Here is a 16,858-nt window from a genome sequence, read left to right as displayed (position 1 = left end):
AGAGACGACATGGACTGCCTCAACGGGGACGATTTCCTCGCCCATCAAAGGGTTCTGGTGATCGCCCCGCACGCCGACGACGAAACGTACGGCTGCGCGGGCACGATCGCCCGGATCAAATCCCTCGGTGGCGAGGTCTGCGTGATCGTCGGTTCCGTGGCCTCCATCGAGCAGTACGGCGGGCAGCAGACCTCCGGCCTGCGGACCGTCACCGCCGACACGCGCATCGCGGAGTTCCAGTCCGTCGCCGAGCTGCTCAAGGTCGACGACTGGGAGGTGCTGTTGCGCGGCCCGGATCAGCACATGGCGCTGGACGTGGTGCCGCGCCGCGACCTGGCCGCTTTGCTGGAGCGGGACGCCCGGCTGTCCATCGAGAACGTCCGGCCGAGCATGGTCATGATTCCCGCGATCAGCTACAACCAGGACCACGAGGCGCTGTTCCGGGCGTGCGTGACCGCCACCAGACCGTGCTCCCCCGGCGACCGGCACTTCGTCCCGCACGTGCTCTGCTACGACAACACGAGCCTGTTCTGGACGCCGGAGCGCGAGCGGTTCACCCCGTCGCTGTTCGTCGACATCAGCGAGTTCCTGCAGATCAAGCTGCAGGCGTTGGCCCTGCACGCCTCGCAGGTCAAGGATCCGCTCTACCACGGCAGCCCCGAGGGGCTGGAGCTGCAATCGCGGTGGCGCGGCAGGGAGATCTCGGCCGAGGCCGCCGAGGGCTACGCGGCGATGCGGGTGGTGCTGTAGATGACCACCGTCTCGATCCACCAGCCGAACTTCCTGCCGTGGACGAAGCTGATGGCCAAGATCGCCTTGAGCGACGTCCACATCGTCTACGACACCGCCCAGTACACCCGCAGCGAGTACCACGCGCGCCAGCGGATGAAGAACCAGTCCGGCGGGACGTCCTGGCTCAGCGTGCCCGTGGTGCACACGGGCGACCGCCAGTGGCTCTGCGACGTGCGCATCGACCAGCGGCAGAACTGGCGACCCGGCCACCTCAAGCACCTCAAGGTGCACTACCGCCGCACACCCCACTTCGACGAGCTCTACGACCTGGTCCGCGAGGTCTACCGGCGCGGCCACGACCACCTCGTCGACCACAACCTGGACCTGACCACCGAGCTGTGCCGCTACCTCGGCCTGAAGACGCAGATCCTGCGGGCCAGCGACCTCGACGTCCCGGTGCCCGAGGACAGGCAGGAGCGGCTGCTGGAACTGGTCCGCAGCGTGGGCGGTGACGCGCACTTGACCAGCAGCGGAACCTCCTACTCGGTCGACTGGTCGCCATTCCACCGCGCCGGAGTGCCGGTGCTCGACCAGCTCTTCGAACATCCGGTGTACGCGCAGCCGCACGGCGAGTTCGTCCCGGGACTCGGCGTGCTGGACCTGCTGTTCGTCGAGGGGCCCGCGGCGCTGCGCACCCTCCGCGCCTCCTCGCGCTTCGAGCCCTCGCTCGACGCGATGCCCGTCGCCAATCCACAGAGGAGTGTCTGCTGACCTTGACTTCCTAACTCTGCGCGCACAGCGCGGTAGCACAGTCCCGTGACACCGGCGTGGCTCGTCCACGCAACGGCTGCCCAACCGACGGGTGTGTTGCTCACCCGCAGTCACCTCGATGCCGAAACTTCCTCGGCAGGGTGTCTTCGCGGAGAACAGCGCATCTTTCGTCCGGTTGTAGGCAACCCTAGGCGAGCGTGCGACGTGAGAAGGGTGTCGCGATGCCAAGACCCGATCCCTCGGGTCGCTGGGGGGCATGAACACCAACCCACGGGACACACCTGTGCGACCGCACGCGTGTGCGCATTGGAAACTGGGAGGAAAGATGTCGACGACGACATTGCGCAGCAAGGGCTTCAAAGCCGCCATCGCGGTGGCCGGAGGTCTGATGCTCGCCGGGTCGAGCATGGGTCTGGCCTCGGCGGAGACCGAGCAGGAAGCGACCCACCGCGCGATGGCCGAAGCCTGCGGCGACGGTTACCTCTGCGTGTGGCCGGAGCCGAACGGGCACGGCGAGATGGTGAAGTTCTTCGAGTGCGGCCTGTACGACACGCCGTGGCCGGTCGGGTCGTGGATCAACAACCAGTACACCGGCACGGTCGGCGAGTTCATCGGTCCTGACCCGGCGAACCCGGAAGGCCCGTGGATCGTCCAGTACACCTCGACCGCACCCGAGTTCAGCGACAACAACCGGGGATTCGACACCCGCCAGGTGCACCCCTGCTGATGTCGAGGAATGAAAACCCGGCCACCGCCGTGAGCGCGGCGGTGGCCGGACCACAAGGAAACTGGGGGAAATGATGTACGCATCGAAGATCAGCAAGATCGCCGCAGCGGGCGCAGGTTCCCTGCTCCTGCTGGGCGCCGGCTCCGGCGTTGCCGTCGGTGAGACCCAGGAAGAGGCCGTCGAGCGCGCCAAGGCGGTGTGCGGCGAGGGAGTGCTTTGCGTCTGGGACGGTCCGGACTTCACCGGGGCCGTCAATGAGTTCGGGCCGTGCGCGGAGGGCCCGGTGGATTTCAGCTTCGAGGACAAGCGCGCTGGATCGTGGCTGAACACCCAGTACGAGCCGGGAGAAGCTGTGTTCTTCGGTCCGAACCCGGACAACCCTGAGGAGCTGATCGAGAAGTACCGCTCGCCGGTCAACGAGGCGATCTCCGAAGGCGAAGTTTTCGACCTCAGCGCGGTCGACAACTGCTGAGGTGAGCAATGCGCCCGGCCGTCGCTGCCCGTCAGGGGCGGCCGGGCACGCACCACTGGGGGAATGAACGATGTACGCAACAATGCTTCGAAAGGCCGCCGCTGTCGGCGGAGGCTGCTTGCTGATCATGGGCGCCGGAGCCGGCCTGGCATCCGGAGAAACACCGGAAGAGGCCAAGTCCCGCGCTCAGGCCGAGTGCAACGACACCTTCCTGTGCATCTGGGAGGGTCCCAACTTCACCGGCACGAGGACCGACTTCCTGGAGTGCGAACCCGGGCCGGTCCCGATCGAGTTCCGCTTGGGCTCGTACATGAACCGGCAGACACTCGGCACCGTCGCGACGTTCCACGGGGCCGGAGGCGAATGGCAGTACGACTCCGTAGCCGTGGATGACTCACCAACCGACAAGGGATTCGACACCTACCAAGTCGATCCCTGCTGACCGGGGGATGCCGATGACCACGTCCGCCTCGCGCGGCGGTCGTGGTCATCGGCTTGTCGCGGCATCGATGGCACGATGTGAGCATGACGCGATGGAGCAGCGAGCAGCTACCGGACCTCGCAGGCAAGACGGCCGTCATCACCGGCGCCAACAGCGGCCTCGGACTGCAGGCCGCGCAAGCGCTCGGGCGCGCGGGCGCGCACGTGGTGCTGGCCGTGCGCGACCTGGCCAAGGGTGAGCAGGCCGCGGGCAGCGTGCCCGGCTCGGCCGAGGTCCGCAGGCTCGACCTCGGTGATCTCGCCTCGGTCCGCGAGTTCGCCGGGACCTGGGACGACGACCTGGCGATCCTCATCAACAACGCCGGCGTCATGTTCCCGCCGGAGGGGCAGACCAAGGACGGCTTCGAGATCCAGTTCGGCACCAACCACCTGGGTCACTTCGCCCTGACCAACCTGCTGCTGCCGCACGTCACCGACCGGGTGGTCACGGTGTCCTCCTTCATGCACCGCTCGGCCAAGGGCATTCGCTGGGAGGACCCGAACTTCACCGGCACCTACGACCCGCAGAAGGCCTACGCGCAGTCGAAACTCGCGAACCTGCTGTTCACCCTGGAGCTCCAGCGCCGGCTCATCGAGTCGGGTTCGAGGGTGCGGGCCACCTCCGCCCACCCGGGGTACTCGGCCACGAACCTGCAGAGCCACGCGGGCAACTCGCTGCTGCGCCGGTTCATGGCGATCGGCAACGCGGTGATCGCGCAGTCGGCCGAATCCGGTGCGCTGCCCACGCTCTTCGCCGCGACCCAGGACATCCCGGGCGCCAGCTACGTGGGCCCCGACGGTCCGATGGAGCTGCGCGGCGCGCCCACGCTGGTGGGGCGCAGCAAGGCCGCCAGCGACACCGAAGCCGCCCAGCGCCTCTGGACCCTCTCCGAGCACCTGACGGGAGTCGGCTTCCCGCTGGCCGAGAAGTCCTGACCGTCCACTCGGGAATCAGGACAGACCGTTGGCGCGGATGACCTCGGCGTAGAAGCGGGCGCTGTCCTTGGGCGTCCGCGCCAGGCTGTCGTAGTCGACGTGGATCAGGCCGAAGCGCTTGCCGAAGCCGAAGGCCCACTCGAAGTTGTCCAGCAGGGACCAGACGAAGTACCCGCGCAGGTCGACGCCGTTGGCGATCGCCCGGTGCGCGGTGCGGAAGTGCTCGCGGAGGTAGTCGAGCCGGGCCTGGTCGCGTACCCGGCCGTCGACGACCTCGTCGTCGTAGGCGGCGCCGTTCTCGGTGATGTGGAGCGGGACTCCCGGGTACTCGCGGTGCAGGCGTTCCAGCAGTTCTCCGAGGCCGGCCGGGTCGACCTCCCACTCCATCGCGGTGGTCGGCAGTCCGCGGGTCGCCGGGGTCATGTCGGCGCTGCCGGGCCACGGGCTGGGTTCCTGCCCGGCCCGCCAGATCCTCGGACGGTCGCCGGAGCGCACGACCTGGCGCGTGTAGTAGTTGATGCCGAGGAAGTCCAGCGGCGCGGCGATGATCCGCGCGTCGCCGTCCTGCACGTGCTCCGTGCCGGTGACCTCGGCGACGTCGTCGAGGACGTCGGCCGGGTACTCGCCGCGCAGCAGCGGATCCAGGAACTGGCGGTTGAGCAGCCCGTCGACGCGGCGGGCGAGATCGCGGTCGGCCTCGGTGGCGGGGTCGACCGGGGCTAGGTTGAGGGTGATGCCCAGGTTCGAACCCGCTCCCCCGGCGCGCATCGCGGTCATCGCGAGCCCGTGCCCGAGCAGCAGGTGGTGGGCCGCGCGCATCGCGGCGGCGTGGTCCTGCCGACCAGGAGCGTGCACGCCCTGGGCGTGGCCGAGGAACGCCGCGACCCACGGCTCGTTGAGCGTTGTCCAGTTCTCGACGCGGTCGGACAGCGCCTCGTGCGCGCGGGCGGCGTAGTCGGCGAAGCGCAGCGCGGTGTTCCGCTCGGGCCAGCCGCCTCGGTCCTCCAGCGCTTGCGGCAGGTCCCAGTGGTAGAGGGTCACCCACGGCTGGATCCCGGCTTCGAGGAGCGCGTCGATCAGCCGCGAGTAGAAGTCCAGTCCCGCCGGGTTGAGCTCGCCGGTGCCGTCGGGCTGCAACCGGGGCCAGGCCAGTGAGAACCGGTAGTGCGTGAGCCCGAGCTCGCGCATCAGAGCGACGTCGTCGCGGTAGCGGTGGAAGTGGTCGCAGGCAACGTCGCCGGTGTCACCGCCGGCCACGTTGCCCTCGGTGCGGCAGAAGCGGTCCCAGATGGACTCGCCGCGCCCTCCTTCCGCCACACCGCCCTCGATCTGGTAGCTCGCGGTGGCCGCACCCCAGGCGAAGCCCTCCGGGAACCGCAACTGCTCACTCATGCGCACTCCTCGTCGAGCCGTCCCGTCCGATCACCGGGTGGTGATGGTCAGCGGCACCCCGTGCGGGTCGATGAGCAGCGGCTCGGGGCCGGGGCGCAGGACCGCGCCCGCACCGGCGGCGGTCATCGCACCCACCGCCCCGGGCGCCTCCGCCACGCCGAGCCCGATCGCGCGCAGTCCGTGCCGGGATTGGCCCGCCGACCACGGGCTGGGGCTGGTCTCCCGGCGGAAGCTGAACAACTCCAGCACGACGTCGCCGAGCCGCAGGTTGGTGATGACGAACCCGCGCGGGTCACCGGAGCGGATCAGCTTGCCGATCACCTCCGCGCCGAGCGTGCGGACGTAGAAGTCGAGCGCTTCTTGCAGGTCCGGGACCGTCACGGCGATGTGGTCGAAGACCGGCCCGGCATCGCGCGCGCGGTTCTGGTGCGCGGCCAGGTATTCCGCGGCGATCTCGGGCGAGTAGGTCTCGTCGTGCCGGACCGCGCCTTCGACGAATTCCAGCAGCGTGCCGTCCGGGTCGGTGAAGAAGGTGATGCGGACGTTGCCGTGGGCGTCCTTGGGCTGCTGGGTGAAGGCGACCCCGGCGTCGCCGAGCCGCGCCGCTTGGGCGTCGACGTCACCGACCTTCATACCGAAGTGCCTCATCCCGCACTGGAGGTCGTCGGCGCTCCAGCCGCCGAGGTCGCCCTCCCCGACCTCGACGAGCTTGATCCGCGCCGATCCGGCGTCGAGCCAGCACGCACCGGATTCCGCGGCCGTCTCGGTGAACCCCAGCAGGCCGGCGTAGAACTCCTGGGACCGCGCCAGGTTCCGGCAGCCGATCTCGACGTGCCGGATCTCGGCGGTGGCCGCGCTCGGGTCGGCGGAATGGTTCGCGGTCATCGCCCCTCCGGCGAGTCGTTCCGGACGCTGCTGGTGGTCGCGACCCGGTGATCATGAGCGATCACGATGCTGCCACCGCGTGGGACGTCGCGGCAACGGAATGTCCAGGACACGAACCGCACCCTGTCCGGTCCGTGTCCTGCTGACGAAGAGGTGCCCGCCTCACCGAGGGGGCGGTAGTGAGACGGGCAGCGAAGAGACTACGCCGTTCGGCGCAGTCTCCGGCCTCACCGGAGGCGCTCCGCGATGATCTCACCGCATCCGGTGAGGGCCTTTCGTTCAGCCACTTCACCAATCAGCGGGGCCATCCACGCGCCTGTTCGGAACCTGCGGCGAGAACTCCTCGATTTCAGGGGTCTTGTACTCGACGATGACCGGTATTAGTTTATGCTCCGTACTTATCGGAGGTGCGCGTGGCCGAACGCAGAACCGCCGGACCCGCGCTGCTCGGCTCGACGGCCGGTGTCGACCAGAGCGCTGTCCGGCGGGCCAACCTGGCGCTGGTGCTCGACGAGGTCCGGCGCGGCGAGGTCGTCTCGCGGGCCGACATCGCCGCCCGCAGCGGGCTCACCAAAGCGACCGTGTCCAGCCTCGCCGCCGAGCTCCTCGACCGCGGCCTCGTCCGCGAGACCGGGTTGCGCCGCGACGGTGCGGTCGGCCGTCCCGGACGTTCGCTGGAGCTCGACGGCAGCCGCGTCACCGCGCTCGGTCTGGAGATCAACTCCCAGTACCTGGCCGCGCTGGGCACGGACCTCGCCGGGCGGGTCGTCGTCGATCGGCGGGTCCGGTTCGACGCCACGCGCGCCGAACCGGCGGCCACGCTCGACCGGCTGGCGGCCCTGGCCGCTGAGGCCCTGACCGAACTGGCCGCCTCGGCGTCGTCCTCCCCGGCCGGAATCGCCGTCGCCTTGCCCGGTCTGGTGGACGCCGAATCCGGCCACGTGCACTACGCGCCCAACCTGGAGTGGCGGTCCACCGCGATCGCCTCGGCCCTGCGGGACCGGCTCGGCGTCGACGTCCCGATCTCGGTGGACAACGAGGCCAACCTCTCCGCGCTCGCCGAGCTGCACTCCACCCCCGACCCCGCCGCCGACCTCGTCTACCTGACCGGCGAGGTCGGTGTCGGCGCCGGGATCGTCACCGGCGGCAGGTTGCTGCGGGGTTCCGGCGGGTTCACCGGCGAGATCGGCCACGTTCCGGTCGATCTCGGCGGACCCGAGTGCGGATGCGGGCGGCGCGGCTGCCTGGAGACCAAGATCGGCCTGCCCGCCGTGCTGCGGGTCGCCGCGCCCGACCTCGCCGAGCAGGACGCGGACCCGCAGGACCAGGCTCGCGCGCTGCGCGCACGTGCGGAAGCCGGTGGGCCGCAAGCGATGGCGGGATTCGACGAGGTCGGCAAGTGGCTCGGAATCGGCGTGTCGATGCTGGTCAACCTGCTCAACCCGGAGGTCGTCGTGCTGGGCGGCTACCTCGGCACGGTCGCGCCGTACCTGGTGCCCGCCGCGATGCGGGAGCTGCGCGGGCGCTCGGTGGCCGGTGATGCCGCGATCTGCCGCATGACCGCCTCCACCTTCGGCTTCTCGGCGGCGGTGCGCGGCGCGGGAAGCACTGTGATCGAAGAGGTCTTCCGGGATCCGCTGCGCGTCCCGGCAGCCGAAAGAGCCGCCGGTTGAGCAGGTTCCGGCCCGGCAGCAGTCACGACGAAGTGAGGAGCACCTGGTCATGACAGACTTCACCCCGAAGCCCGAGGACAAGTTCTCGTTCGGGCTGTGGACCGTGGGTTGGCTCGGGCGGGACCCGTTCGGCGAAGCCACCCGCAGCCCGCTGGACCCGGTCGAGGCGGTGCGCAGGCTCTCCGACCTGGGAGCCCACGGGATCACCTTCCACGACGACGACCTGGTGCCGTTCGGGTCGAGCGCCGAGGACCGCTCGGCCGTGGTGTCCCGCTTCCGGAGCGCGCTGGATCAGACCGGCCTCGCCGTGCCGATGGTGACGACCAACCTCTTCAGCCACCCGGTGTTCAAGGACGGCGGATTCACCGCCAACGACCGCGACGTGCGCCGCTTCGCGCTGCGCAAGGTGCTGCGCAACGTCGAGCTGGCCGCCGAGCTCGGCGCCCGGACGTTCGTCGCCTGGGGCGGGCGCGAAGGCGCCGAATCCGGTGCGGCCAAGGACGTTCGCGCCGCGCTTGACCGCTACCGCGAGGCCGTGGACACCGTGTGCGCGTTCATCAAGGAGCGCGGTTACGACCTCCGGCTCGCGCTGGAACCCAAGCCCAACGAACCGCGCGGCGACATCCTGCTGCCGACCGTCGGGCACGCGCTGGCGTTCATCAACGAGCTGGAGCACGGCGACATCGTCGGCGTGAACCCCGAGGTCGGCCACGAGCAGATGGCCGGCTTGAACTTCGCACACGGGATCGCGCAGGCGCTGTGGTCGGGCAAGCTGTTCCACATCGACCTCAACGGGCAGAACGGCATCAAGTACGACCAGGACCTGCGGTTCGGCGCGGGCGACGTGCGCAACGCCTTCTTCCTCGTCGACCTGCTGGAGAACGGCGGGTACGAGGGACCGAGGCACTTCGACTTCAAGCCACCGCGCACCGAGGACTACGAGGGCGTCTGGGCTTCCGCGGCGGGCTGCATGCGCAACTACCTGATCCTCAAGGAGCGCGCCGCTGCCTTCCGCGCGGACCCCCGGGTGGTGGAAGCGTGGGAGGCCGCCCGCGTCGGCGAGCTGTCCACCCCGACGCTCGGCGCCGGGGAATCGGTGTCCGACCTGCTGTCGGAGGAGCTGGACGTGGACGCGGCGGCCGCCCGCGGCATGCACTTCGAACGGCTCGACCAGCTCGCGATGGACCACCTGCTCGGCGTTCGCTGAAGCGGCGTTCCACCTGATCGTCGAGCAGGTCCGCGCGGGGGTGCGAGGGCATCGCACCCCCGCGCCCCCATCACGCACAATTGTGCGGTCACAACCGACTCCGGCGTTCCGGCGCCGCGAGGACCGGACCGGGAAGGCGCGTCGCTCCCCGGTCCGCGCGAGCATGAAGGATGATCCGCAATGCTGGTGCTAGGCATCGACTCCTCGACCCAGTCCACCAAGGCGCTCGTGGTCGACGCCGACGACGGTTCGGTCGTCGCCGAGGCCAAGGCCGCGCACCCCGACGGGACCGAGGTCGACCCGGCGGCCTGGTGGGAGGCAGCGCAGAGCGCCATCGGCGAGGCCGTCGCCGCCGCGCCCGGCCGCATCGAGGCGGTGTCGGTCGGCGGCCAGCAGCACGGCATGGTCGCGCTGGACGCCGGCGGCGAGCCCGTCCGAGACGCCCTGCTGTGGAACGACACCCGCTCCGCTCCGCAGGCCGAGCAGCTCATCGAGCGCCACGGGGCCGACTCCCTCGCCGGCCGAACCGGTTCGGTCCCCGTCGCGAGCTTCACCATCACCAAGCTCGCGTGGCTGGCGCAGCACGAACCGGACAACGCCGACCGGGTCGCCCAGGTGCTCCTGCCGCACGACTGGGTCGGCTGGCAGCTGGCGGGACGACCGGAGCAGGCGTGGACCGACCGCGGCGACGCCTCGGGCACCGGGTACTACTCCCCCACCAGCGGGGAATGGCTACCCGACCTGCTCACCGACGCGATGGGCGGACGCACCCCGACGTTGCCGGCACTCCTGGCTCCCCAAGCCGAAGCCGCCCGGGCGACGCTGCCGGGCATCGAGGGCGCGACGATTGGGGCGGGCACCGGCGACAACATGGCCGCTGCGCTCGGGCTCGGGCTGAAACCGGGCGACGTGGCGGTCTCGCTGGGCACCTCGGGCGCGGTGTTCGCCCCCGCCGAGCAGCCCAGCGCGGACAGCTCCGGCACCGTCGCGGGCTTCTGCGACGCGACCGGCCGCTACCTGCCGCTGGTCTGCACGCTCAACGCCGCTCGCGTGCTGAGCTCCACCGCCCACATGCTCGACACCGACTTGGAGGGCCTGTCGCGGCTGGCGCTGGCGGCCGAGCCGGGTGCGGGCGGGCTGAGCCTGCTGCCGTACCTGGAGGGAGAGCGGACGCCGAACCTCCCGGAGGCGACCGGCACCCTGGCGGGCCTGACCGGCGCGAACATGACTCCGCAGAACCTCGCCCGCGCCGCCGTCGAGGGGATGCTGTGCGGCATGGCCGACGCGATCGACGCGTTGCGCGACGCGGGCGCCGAAGTCCGCCGCGTGCTGCTCATCGGCGGAGCGGGCCGTTCCGAAGCGGTGCAGGCCATCGCGCCCGGACTGTTCGGCGTCGACGTGGACGTCCCGGAACCGGCCGAGTACGTGGCCATCGGTGCCGCCAAACAGGCGGCCTGGGCTCGCTCCGGCAGCGCCACCCCGCCGGACTGGGAGGTCGCGGGCACCCGCAGGAGCGTCGGCGAGGACACCGGCGGCGCCGAGGTGCGGGCCGCCTACGCGGCCGCCCGCAAGCAGGTCCACGGCATCTGAGCGGATCGTTCAGGCGGCGACGGCCTCTCCGACCACAGCGGTCCAGAGGTCGTTCGCCGCACGCCGCAGGATCTCCCGAGCGCGCGGATTCGGTTCCCAGCACTGGGTTTCGTCGAACCAGTCGTCGTGGAGGAAGGCGGCGGGCAGCACCTGCCCGCTGCCCAGTCCACCACCGAGGCCGATGGACTGACTCCGCACCGTTCCCAAACCGAGTGGTAGGACTGGTTTTCCGGCGAGCACGTCACGCGGGAGCAACCCGAGCAGCGCTCGCAGCGGCGCGCTGCCGTGCGGTTCGTAGCGGGGCATCACGACGGCCACCGCGTCGGCGGCCGATAGCGCTCGCCGCACCGAGCGCACTTCGGGATGGCGATCGTCGCCGGCCATCAGCGCCGAGTGCGGTAGCTCACCCACCGCGATCTCGGTGACGGCACCACCCCCGGCGCGCAGCTGGGCGCCGACGGTGCGGACGATGGATCCGGGCCGGGACCGCGGCGAGAGATGACCGGTGAGCAGGGCGAACTCAGCCATCCCGGCGCTCCTCGACCTGCCGGGGGCGGGACGTGGGCGAACGCGGGCACATCATGCGGGACTCCTCGGAGCGGGATGCGCCAGGACCGGCGCGCGGCCTCGTCGACGCGCGCAGCGGTCACCGGCGAAAACCGGTGGGGAAAGGGAAAGTCCGGATCCGATCGGGGCCCGGTGGAAAGGACAGCCTCAGATCAACAGATGGCGCTGCACACGCGCAACAGGTCGATGTGGCACCGCACCACGAGACCGACGAGGGCTATCATGCCGGTCATCCTCGTTCCCCAGCGTGCGCGCTGTAAAGCGCGGCCGCCCACATCCCACATCCCGGGCTTCGTCGGCCCGGAGCGCGTCCGCACCCCGGGCCGACGAAGTTCTAGGAGGGTCGCCGCTTCGACACGAACGTAACCGATACCAGCCCGATCACCGCAACCGCGGCGAACGCGTAGAAGCCCCACGGGTAGGCCAACCCGGCGCTGAGCAGCGCACCACCCAGCAACGGGCCGGAGATCGCACCGAGCCGCCCGACGCCGCTGGCGGCCCCCAGCGCGGTCCCTCTCCCGACCGCCGGGTAGTGGTGGCTGATGTAGGCGTAGACGAGCACCGTGGTGCTGAAGACGAACACACCCGCCAGCAGCACGCTGACGTAGATGCCGATGCCGGGAAGCGGCACGCTCAGCAGCGCGAGGAACACCGCTGCCGCCGCGAACCAGATCATCGCCGAGGTCCGCACCCCGATCCGGTCCGACACCCGGCCGGCCGCCAGCAGACCGAGCACGGCACCGACGTTGAGGGTCAGCAGCAGGGCCAGCGCCGCTCCGAGCTCGTAACCGGCCTCGCGCATGATCACCGGGAGCCAGGTGTTGAGGCCGTAGACGAGCAGCAGCCCCATGAACGAGGTCACCCAGAACGCGAGCGTGGAACGCAGGTGGCCACCGCGGAAGAGGATCGACACGGGACTGCGGTCGGCCTTGGTCTCGGTCGCGTCCGGAAGCGATTCCGGCAGGTACCGAGCGAGCAGCGGGACCAGCGCCAGCGCGGGCAGAGCACCGATGACGAACATCGAGCGCCAGGTCAGCAGGGGGATCACCAGGATCCCCAGCAACGAGGTGAGCACGGCACCCACGTGGTAACCGGTCATCAGCGTGGTCGTCGCGCTGCCGCCCTTGGCCTCGGACGCCTCGTTGACCAGTGCGATCGCCACCGGCAGGACACCGCCGAGCCCGAGACCGGCCAGGAACCGCAGGATCCCGAAGACGAGGGGCCCGGTCGCGAAAGCGCAGGCCAGGGTGAGCGCGGAGAACAGCACCACCGTGGTGATCATGAGCTTGCGCCGTCCGAAGCGGTCGGTCAGCGGCCCGACGCACAGCGCGCCGATCATCACGCCCACGAGTCCCACCGAGGAGATCAGCGACCCGGTCGCCGGGGTCAGCTGCCAGCCCGGCGCGCGCAGCAGCTCGGGCAGCACGACGCCGAGCACGACGAGGTCGTAGCCCTCGAGCGCGACCGCGGCCCAGCACAGCGCGGCGACGCCGCGTGCGCTGACCCGTCGGGCGGCTGCCGGTTCCGGCAGGCCGCCGGACTGTCCTGACGCCGTTGTCATTCCAGCTCACCTCTTCGATGTCGGTGTCGTGCCCGGAATCATGTGGGTGCCTCCCGGAACCCGGACCAGCATTCGTTTCCGCTGAGCGGGAGCCGTTCCGAGGTTGAGACCTCCGCGGTCCGACGCACTTCGCAGCGAGGACCTCCTCCCGAAACGTTTCGGAACCGGAGTGGAGTTCGGAACTGGCGGAGAACCACCCCCTCGGCGCGCGGAACCTCGGAAGAGTGGATGGCTCGGACTCGCCACGTGCGGTTGTTGACCTCTTCTCGCAAGCGCCCATATTCTTCGACACCGCTTGTCGTTCAAGGTTTTTCAGAAACTCTTTCGAACCAGAAGAGCACGCCGGAGTCCGCGATGAAGCAGATCCGCCTCGCCACCACCGCCGCAGCAGCGGTCCTGCTCCTGCCCGTCCACGCCGAAGCCGCGCCCCAGGCTCCCGGACTGCGCGATGCCGCACCGGAAGGCCTCGCCATCGGCTCCGCCGTCGCCGGCGGCGGCCATCACGAGGAGCAGCCCTACCCCGATCCGTTCACCTCCGACCAGCGCTACCGCGACGTGCTCGCCCGCGAGTTCAGCTCGTTGTCGCCGGAGAACCAGATGAAGTGGGACTACCTCCACCCCGCTCGCGACACCTACGAGTTCGGCACCACCGACGCGATCGTCGACTTCGCGGAGCAGCACGGCCAGGTGATGCGCGGGCACACCCTGCTGTGGCACAGCCAGAACCCGGAATGGCTGGAGAGCGGCGGGTTCTCACCCGATGAGCTGCGCGAGATCCTGCACGAGCACATCTCCACCGTCGTCGGCCGCTACGCCGGGCGGATCCAGCAGTGGAACGTGGCCAACGAGATCTTCGACGATTCCGGGAAACTGCGCAGCACCGACAACATCTGGATCCGCGAGCTCGGCCCGGGCATCATCGCCGACGCCTTCCGCTGGGCCCACGAAGCCGATCCGGGCGCCGCGCTGTTCTTCAACGACTACGGCGTCGAGGGCGACAACGCCAAGAGCGACGCCTACTACCAGCTGGCCAAGGACCTGCTGGCGCAGGGCGTTCCGGTGCGCGAGCTTGCCGCGCAGGCCCACCTCGACCTCGACGACGGGTTCCCGGCGGACCTCACGCAGAACCTGCAGCGCTTCGCCGATATCGGGTTGGAGACCGCGATCACCGAGCTGGACGTGCGCATGACGCTGCCCCAGGGCGGCGCCCCGACTCCGCAGCAGCTGAGCGAGCAGGCCGACTACTACCGCAGTGCACTGCAGTCGTGCCTGGACGTCTCCACCTGCCACTCGTTCACCGTGTGGGGACTGCCGGACAAGTACTCCTGGGTGCCCGGAAACTTCCCGAACCAGGGCGCGGCGACGATCTACTGGGACGACTTCACCCCCAAGCCCGCCTACGACGCGCTGGTCGAAACCCTCTCGGCGAGCGAGCGGAATAGCGGGAAACCCGAGAAAGGGACGATGACGACGTTCGGGTGAATCACCCCTGGTCAACCGGCGGGGACCCTGGCACGGTGAGTCGCACTGGGGTTTTTCGCGTTGCAACGGCGCGGCGTGGACGACGTCCGGACTTCGAGATGAGTCGCGGGCGGGGCGGTCCTCGGCCGCCCCACCGCACGAGGGCGGAAGGTACGCGGGTCCGATGCGGTCGCAGACCGAGAGCAACGCCGAGGTGTCCTTCGAGCGGTTGTCCCGCTTGCGCGACACCGGATTCATCAAGGTACGCCCAGGATTCGACAACCTCAGCACGCGAGTGCTGAGACTGGCAGGCAGCAGTGCCCGAGGATGCGGGAACGTCCGGATGCTGCGCGACGCCAGGACCCTGGAGCTGCCGGTGGCGTGGACCTACCGCTACGGCTTCCCCGGCGAGACGGATCAGTCCTACGCCCGGGTCCTCGCGCAGTTCCCCGCACTGCACCACCTGCCACCGATGGAGGACGTAGAGCGCTGCGGCGAGGGCATCTCCGCCGCCGCCGAGGCGTCGCTGCTGACCGGGGTCGCGACCTGGCGCCGCGAGAACCCGGGCGGCCTGCTGGAGCTCGTCGAGGACGGCGACGCGCTGGTGGTGCTCGACGACCGGCCCCGGTTCGGCCACCACGAGTACGTCTTCGCCGGGGACGCAGCCGAACTCCTGCGCTACGTGGAGGTTCCCTGCCCGGTCTCGGTCCTGGCGGCCCGCTTCGGTGCGCAGGTGCACGGGAGGCTGGCGGATCTGCGCGAGTGCGGACTGGTCTTCACCGACGCCGGGACCTGGGTGCACGTGGTGCCGCGGTCGGTCGACCACCTCGCGCCCCCACCGCATGCACCCCCGGACGCTGATCTCCGGGCGCACCGGGGTGCGGTGTTCCGCCCATCCGGGTAGGCCGTCGGAAGTGGTGGAACGACATGCGAATGGAGCAGCCGACGGTCACGAAGGCGCAACGAAACACCGCCCGGATGACCATTCCAGCCCTGGTCGCGATAGCAATTGCTGATCAACATCGTGAGCGAGGGGGCTGGAATGGCGGCGTTACCGACTGACGCGGGTTCCCAGGAGCGCAGTGACGTCGAGCTGATCGAGGCGGTGCGCGAGGGCGACACCAGCGCCTACGGCGGCCTCTACGAACGTCACGTCTCGGCCGCCTACAGCATGGCGCGCCAGGTCACCAAGTCCTCCGCCGAGGCCGACGACGTCGTCTCCGAGGCCTTCTCGAAGGTCCTCGACCTGCTGCGGGACCAGCGCGGGCCGACCACGGCGTTCCGCGCCTACCTGCTCACCGCCGTCAGGCACGCCGCCTACGACCGCACCCGCAAGCAGCAACGGGTCCAGTACTCCGAAGACCTGGAGACCGTGCCCAACATCGACATCTCGGAGCCGTTCAAGGACACCGCCGTCGAGGACGAGGACCGGTCGCTGGTCGCGGCCGCCTTCGCGAAGCTGCCGGAGCGCTGGCAGATGGTGCTCTGGCACGTCGAGATCGAAGGTGCTTCGCCCGCGAAGGTCGCTCCGCTGCTGGGCATGACGCCCAACGGCGTGTCGGCGCTGGCCTACCGGGCGAGGGAAGGGCTCAAGCAGGCCTTCCTCCAGGTGCACCTGGCCAACCTGGATGACGAGCGGGACCGCTGCCGGGTCAACGTCGAGCGCCTGGGCGCCTGGACCCGGGGTGGCCTGGCGAAACGCGAGACTGCTCAGGTCGATTCGCACCTCGACGACTGCGACCGGTGCCGGGCGCTGGCCGCGGAGCTGGCTGAGATCAACGGCGCGCTGCGCCTGTTCATCGCTCCCCTGGTGCTCGGCGCCACCGCCACCGCCGGATACCTCGCCGCGGCGAGCGGCGGAGCCGTCAGCGGGATCGTGACGGCCGTGGGAGGCCCGCGTCGCGCGGCCGTCTCGGGTGCCGCGGCCGCTGCCGCGCTCGCCGTGCTCGGGCTGGCCCTGGCCTCCCACGACGAGGAGCTCCCACCGGTCGCCGCCGCCAAGCCACCGCAACCGCCCGCACCGCAGGCGCCGCAGCCGCCTCCCGCACCACCGGCCGCTCCCGCACCGCCCCCAGCAGCGCCGGGATCGCCGGCCCCCGGCGCGCCCGCTCCGCCGCCAGGGGCTCAGCAGCCGGTGCCGCCGCCGTCTCCCCTGCCGCCCTTGCCGCTACCCCCGTCCCCGTCGCCCGAACCGGTCGCCGACGGCACGCTGCACGCGGGCGTGGAGCTGCTCGGCATCGACGTCGACGCCGACCCGCACCTGCTCGTCCGCCACGACCGCATCGAAGCCGGCGCGACCCTGCGGCTGCAGCAGAACGTACCCCCTGACCGGCTGATCGGAATCGACGAACCCACCGGAGCCCTCGACATCCTCGGGGACCCGGTGCTGGGCCGCTGAAGCGGA

General features: G+C 70.3%; 16 protein-coding genes. 12 read left to right on the top strand and 4 right to left on the bottom strand.

Going from position 1 to position 16,858, the window contains the following annotated elements; all coding sequences use genetic code 11:
* Positions 1–9 precede the first annotated feature (9 nt).
* From ACYVF3_RS24530 to ACYVF3_RS24505, 6 genes are all read left to right on the top strand, one after another.
* Positions 10–750: a PIG-L deacetylase family protein gene (locus tag ACYVF3_RS24530; RefSeq protein WP_461156610.1), complete on the top strand. Its 741-nt coding sequence runs from the start codon at positions 10–12 to the stop codon at positions 748–750.
* Positions 751–1,503, top strand: coding sequence for a WbqC family protein (locus tag ACYVF3_RS24525; RefSeq protein WP_461156609.1), 753 nt, complete (start codon positions 751–753; stop codon positions 1,501–1,503).
* Positions 1,504–1,828: 325 nt separating this feature from the next.
* Complete coding sequence (locus ACYVF3_RS24520; protein ID WP_461156608.1) at positions 1,829–2,230, top strand: peptidase inhibitor family I36 protein; 402 nt, start codon at positions 1,829–1,831, stop codon at positions 2,228–2,230.
* Between the two features lie 70 nt (positions 2,231–2,300).
* The gene (locus ACYVF3_RS24515) at positions 2,301–2,702 is read left to right on the top strand and encodes a hypothetical protein (protein ID WP_461156607.1); all 402 of its coding nucleotides are present in this window, start codon (positions 2,301–2,303) and stop codon (positions 2,700–2,702) included.
* A 70-nt stretch (positions 2,703–2,772) separates the two neighbouring features.
* Positions 2,773–3,144, top strand: a complete 372-nt coding sequence (locus ACYVF3_RS24510) for a peptidase inhibitor family I36 protein (RefSeq protein ID WP_461156606.1) — start codon at positions 2,773–2,775, stop codon at positions 3,142–3,144.
* A gap of 83 nt (positions 3,145–3,227) precedes the next feature.
* Positions 3,228–4,118, top strand: coding sequence for an oxidoreductase (locus tag ACYVF3_RS24505; RefSeq protein ID WP_461156605.1), 891 nt, complete (start codon positions 3,228–3,230; stop codon positions 4,116–4,118).
* A gap of 15 nt (positions 4,119–4,133) precedes the next feature.
* On the opposite strand, the gene ACYVF3_RS24500 is transcribed toward ACYVF3_RS24505, so the two are convergent.
* Both ACYVF3_RS24500 and ACYVF3_RS24495 read right to left on the bottom strand, forming a co-directional pair.
* A complete protein-coding gene (locus ACYVF3_RS24500) occupies positions 4,134–5,510 on the bottom strand; it encodes a GH1 family beta-glucosidase (RefSeq protein ID WP_461156604.1) in 1,377 nt (458 codons plus the stop codon).
* A gap of 30 nt (positions 5,511–5,540) precedes the next feature.
* Positions 5,541–6,395, bottom strand: coding sequence for a VOC family protein (locus ACYVF3_RS24495; protein ID WP_461156603.1), 855 nt, complete (start codon positions 6,393–6,395; stop codon positions 5,541–5,543).
* Between the two features lie 413 nt (positions 6,396–6,808).
* On the opposite strand from ACYVF3_RS24495, the gene ACYVF3_RS24490 reads away from it, so the two are divergent.
* The 3 genes from ACYVF3_RS24490 (at position 6,809) to xylB (ending at position 10,865) form a co-directional block, all read left to right on the top strand.
* On the top strand, positions 6,809–8,068 hold the full coding sequence (locus tag ACYVF3_RS24490; protein ID WP_461156602.1) for an ROK family transcriptional regulator: 1,260 nt from the start codon (positions 6,809–6,811) through the stop codon (positions 8,066–8,068).
* A gap of 49 nt (positions 8,069–8,117) precedes the next feature.
* Entirely contained in the window at positions 8,118–9,275 is a 1,158-nt protein-coding gene (gene xylA, locus ACYVF3_RS24485) for a xylose isomerase (protein WP_461156601.1), read from the top strand.
* Between the two features lie 180 nt (positions 9,276–9,455).
* Entirely contained in the window at positions 9,456–10,865 is a 1,410-nt protein-coding gene (xylB, locus tag ACYVF3_RS24480) for a xylulokinase (protein ID WP_461156600.1), read from the top strand.
* 9 nt (positions 10,866–10,874) lie between these two features.
* Here the strand turns inward: xylB and ACYVF3_RS24475 are convergent, their stop codons facing one another.
* Positions 10,875–11,393 carry an NAD(P)H-dependent oxidoreductase gene (locus ACYVF3_RS24475; RefSeq protein WP_461156599.1) on the bottom strand — a complete coding sequence of 173 codons (519 nt, stop codon included), beginning with the start codon at positions 11,391–11,393 and terminating at the stop codon, positions 10,875–10,877.
* 373 nt (positions 11,394–11,766) lie between these two features.
* Positions 11,767–12,993 carry an MFS transporter gene (locus tag ACYVF3_RS24470; RefSeq protein WP_461156598.1) on the bottom strand — a complete coding sequence of 409 codons (1,227 nt, stop codon included), beginning with the start codon at positions 12,991–12,993 and terminating at the stop codon, positions 11,767–11,769.
* Between the two features lie 354 nt (positions 12,994–13,347).
* Here ACYVF3_RS24470 and ACYVF3_RS24465 point away from each other — a divergent pair, with 354 nt between their 5' ends.
* The 3 genes from ACYVF3_RS24465 to ACYVF3_RS24455 all read left to right on the top strand — a co-directional run bounded on the left by ACYVF3_RS24465 (position 13,348) and on the right by ACYVF3_RS24455 (position 16,852).
* A complete protein-coding gene (locus tag ACYVF3_RS24465; RefSeq protein ID WP_461156597.1) occupies positions 13,348–14,475 on the top strand; it encodes an endo-1,4-beta-xylanase in 1,128 nt (375 codons plus the stop codon).
* A gap of 163 nt (positions 14,476–14,638) precedes the next feature.
* Positions 14,639–15,358 carry a hypothetical protein gene (locus ACYVF3_RS24460; RefSeq protein WP_461156596.1) on the top strand — a complete coding sequence of 240 codons (720 nt, stop codon included), beginning with the start codon at positions 14,639–14,641 and terminating at the stop codon, positions 15,356–15,358.
* Between the two features lie 138 nt (positions 15,359–15,496).
* Positions 15,497–16,852 (top strand): sigma-70 family RNA polymerase sigma factor, encoded by a 1,356-nt coding sequence (locus ACYVF3_RS24455; protein ID WP_461156595.1) that lies wholly within the window; start codon positions 15,497–15,499, stop codon positions 16,850–16,852.
* Positions 16,853–16,858: the final 6 nt, after the last annotated feature.

This window comes from Saccharopolyspora tripterygii, assembly GCF_054778355.1.
Note: the sequence above shows the minus strand (reverse complement) of the source record. Positions and strands in the feature narration are given on the sequence as shown.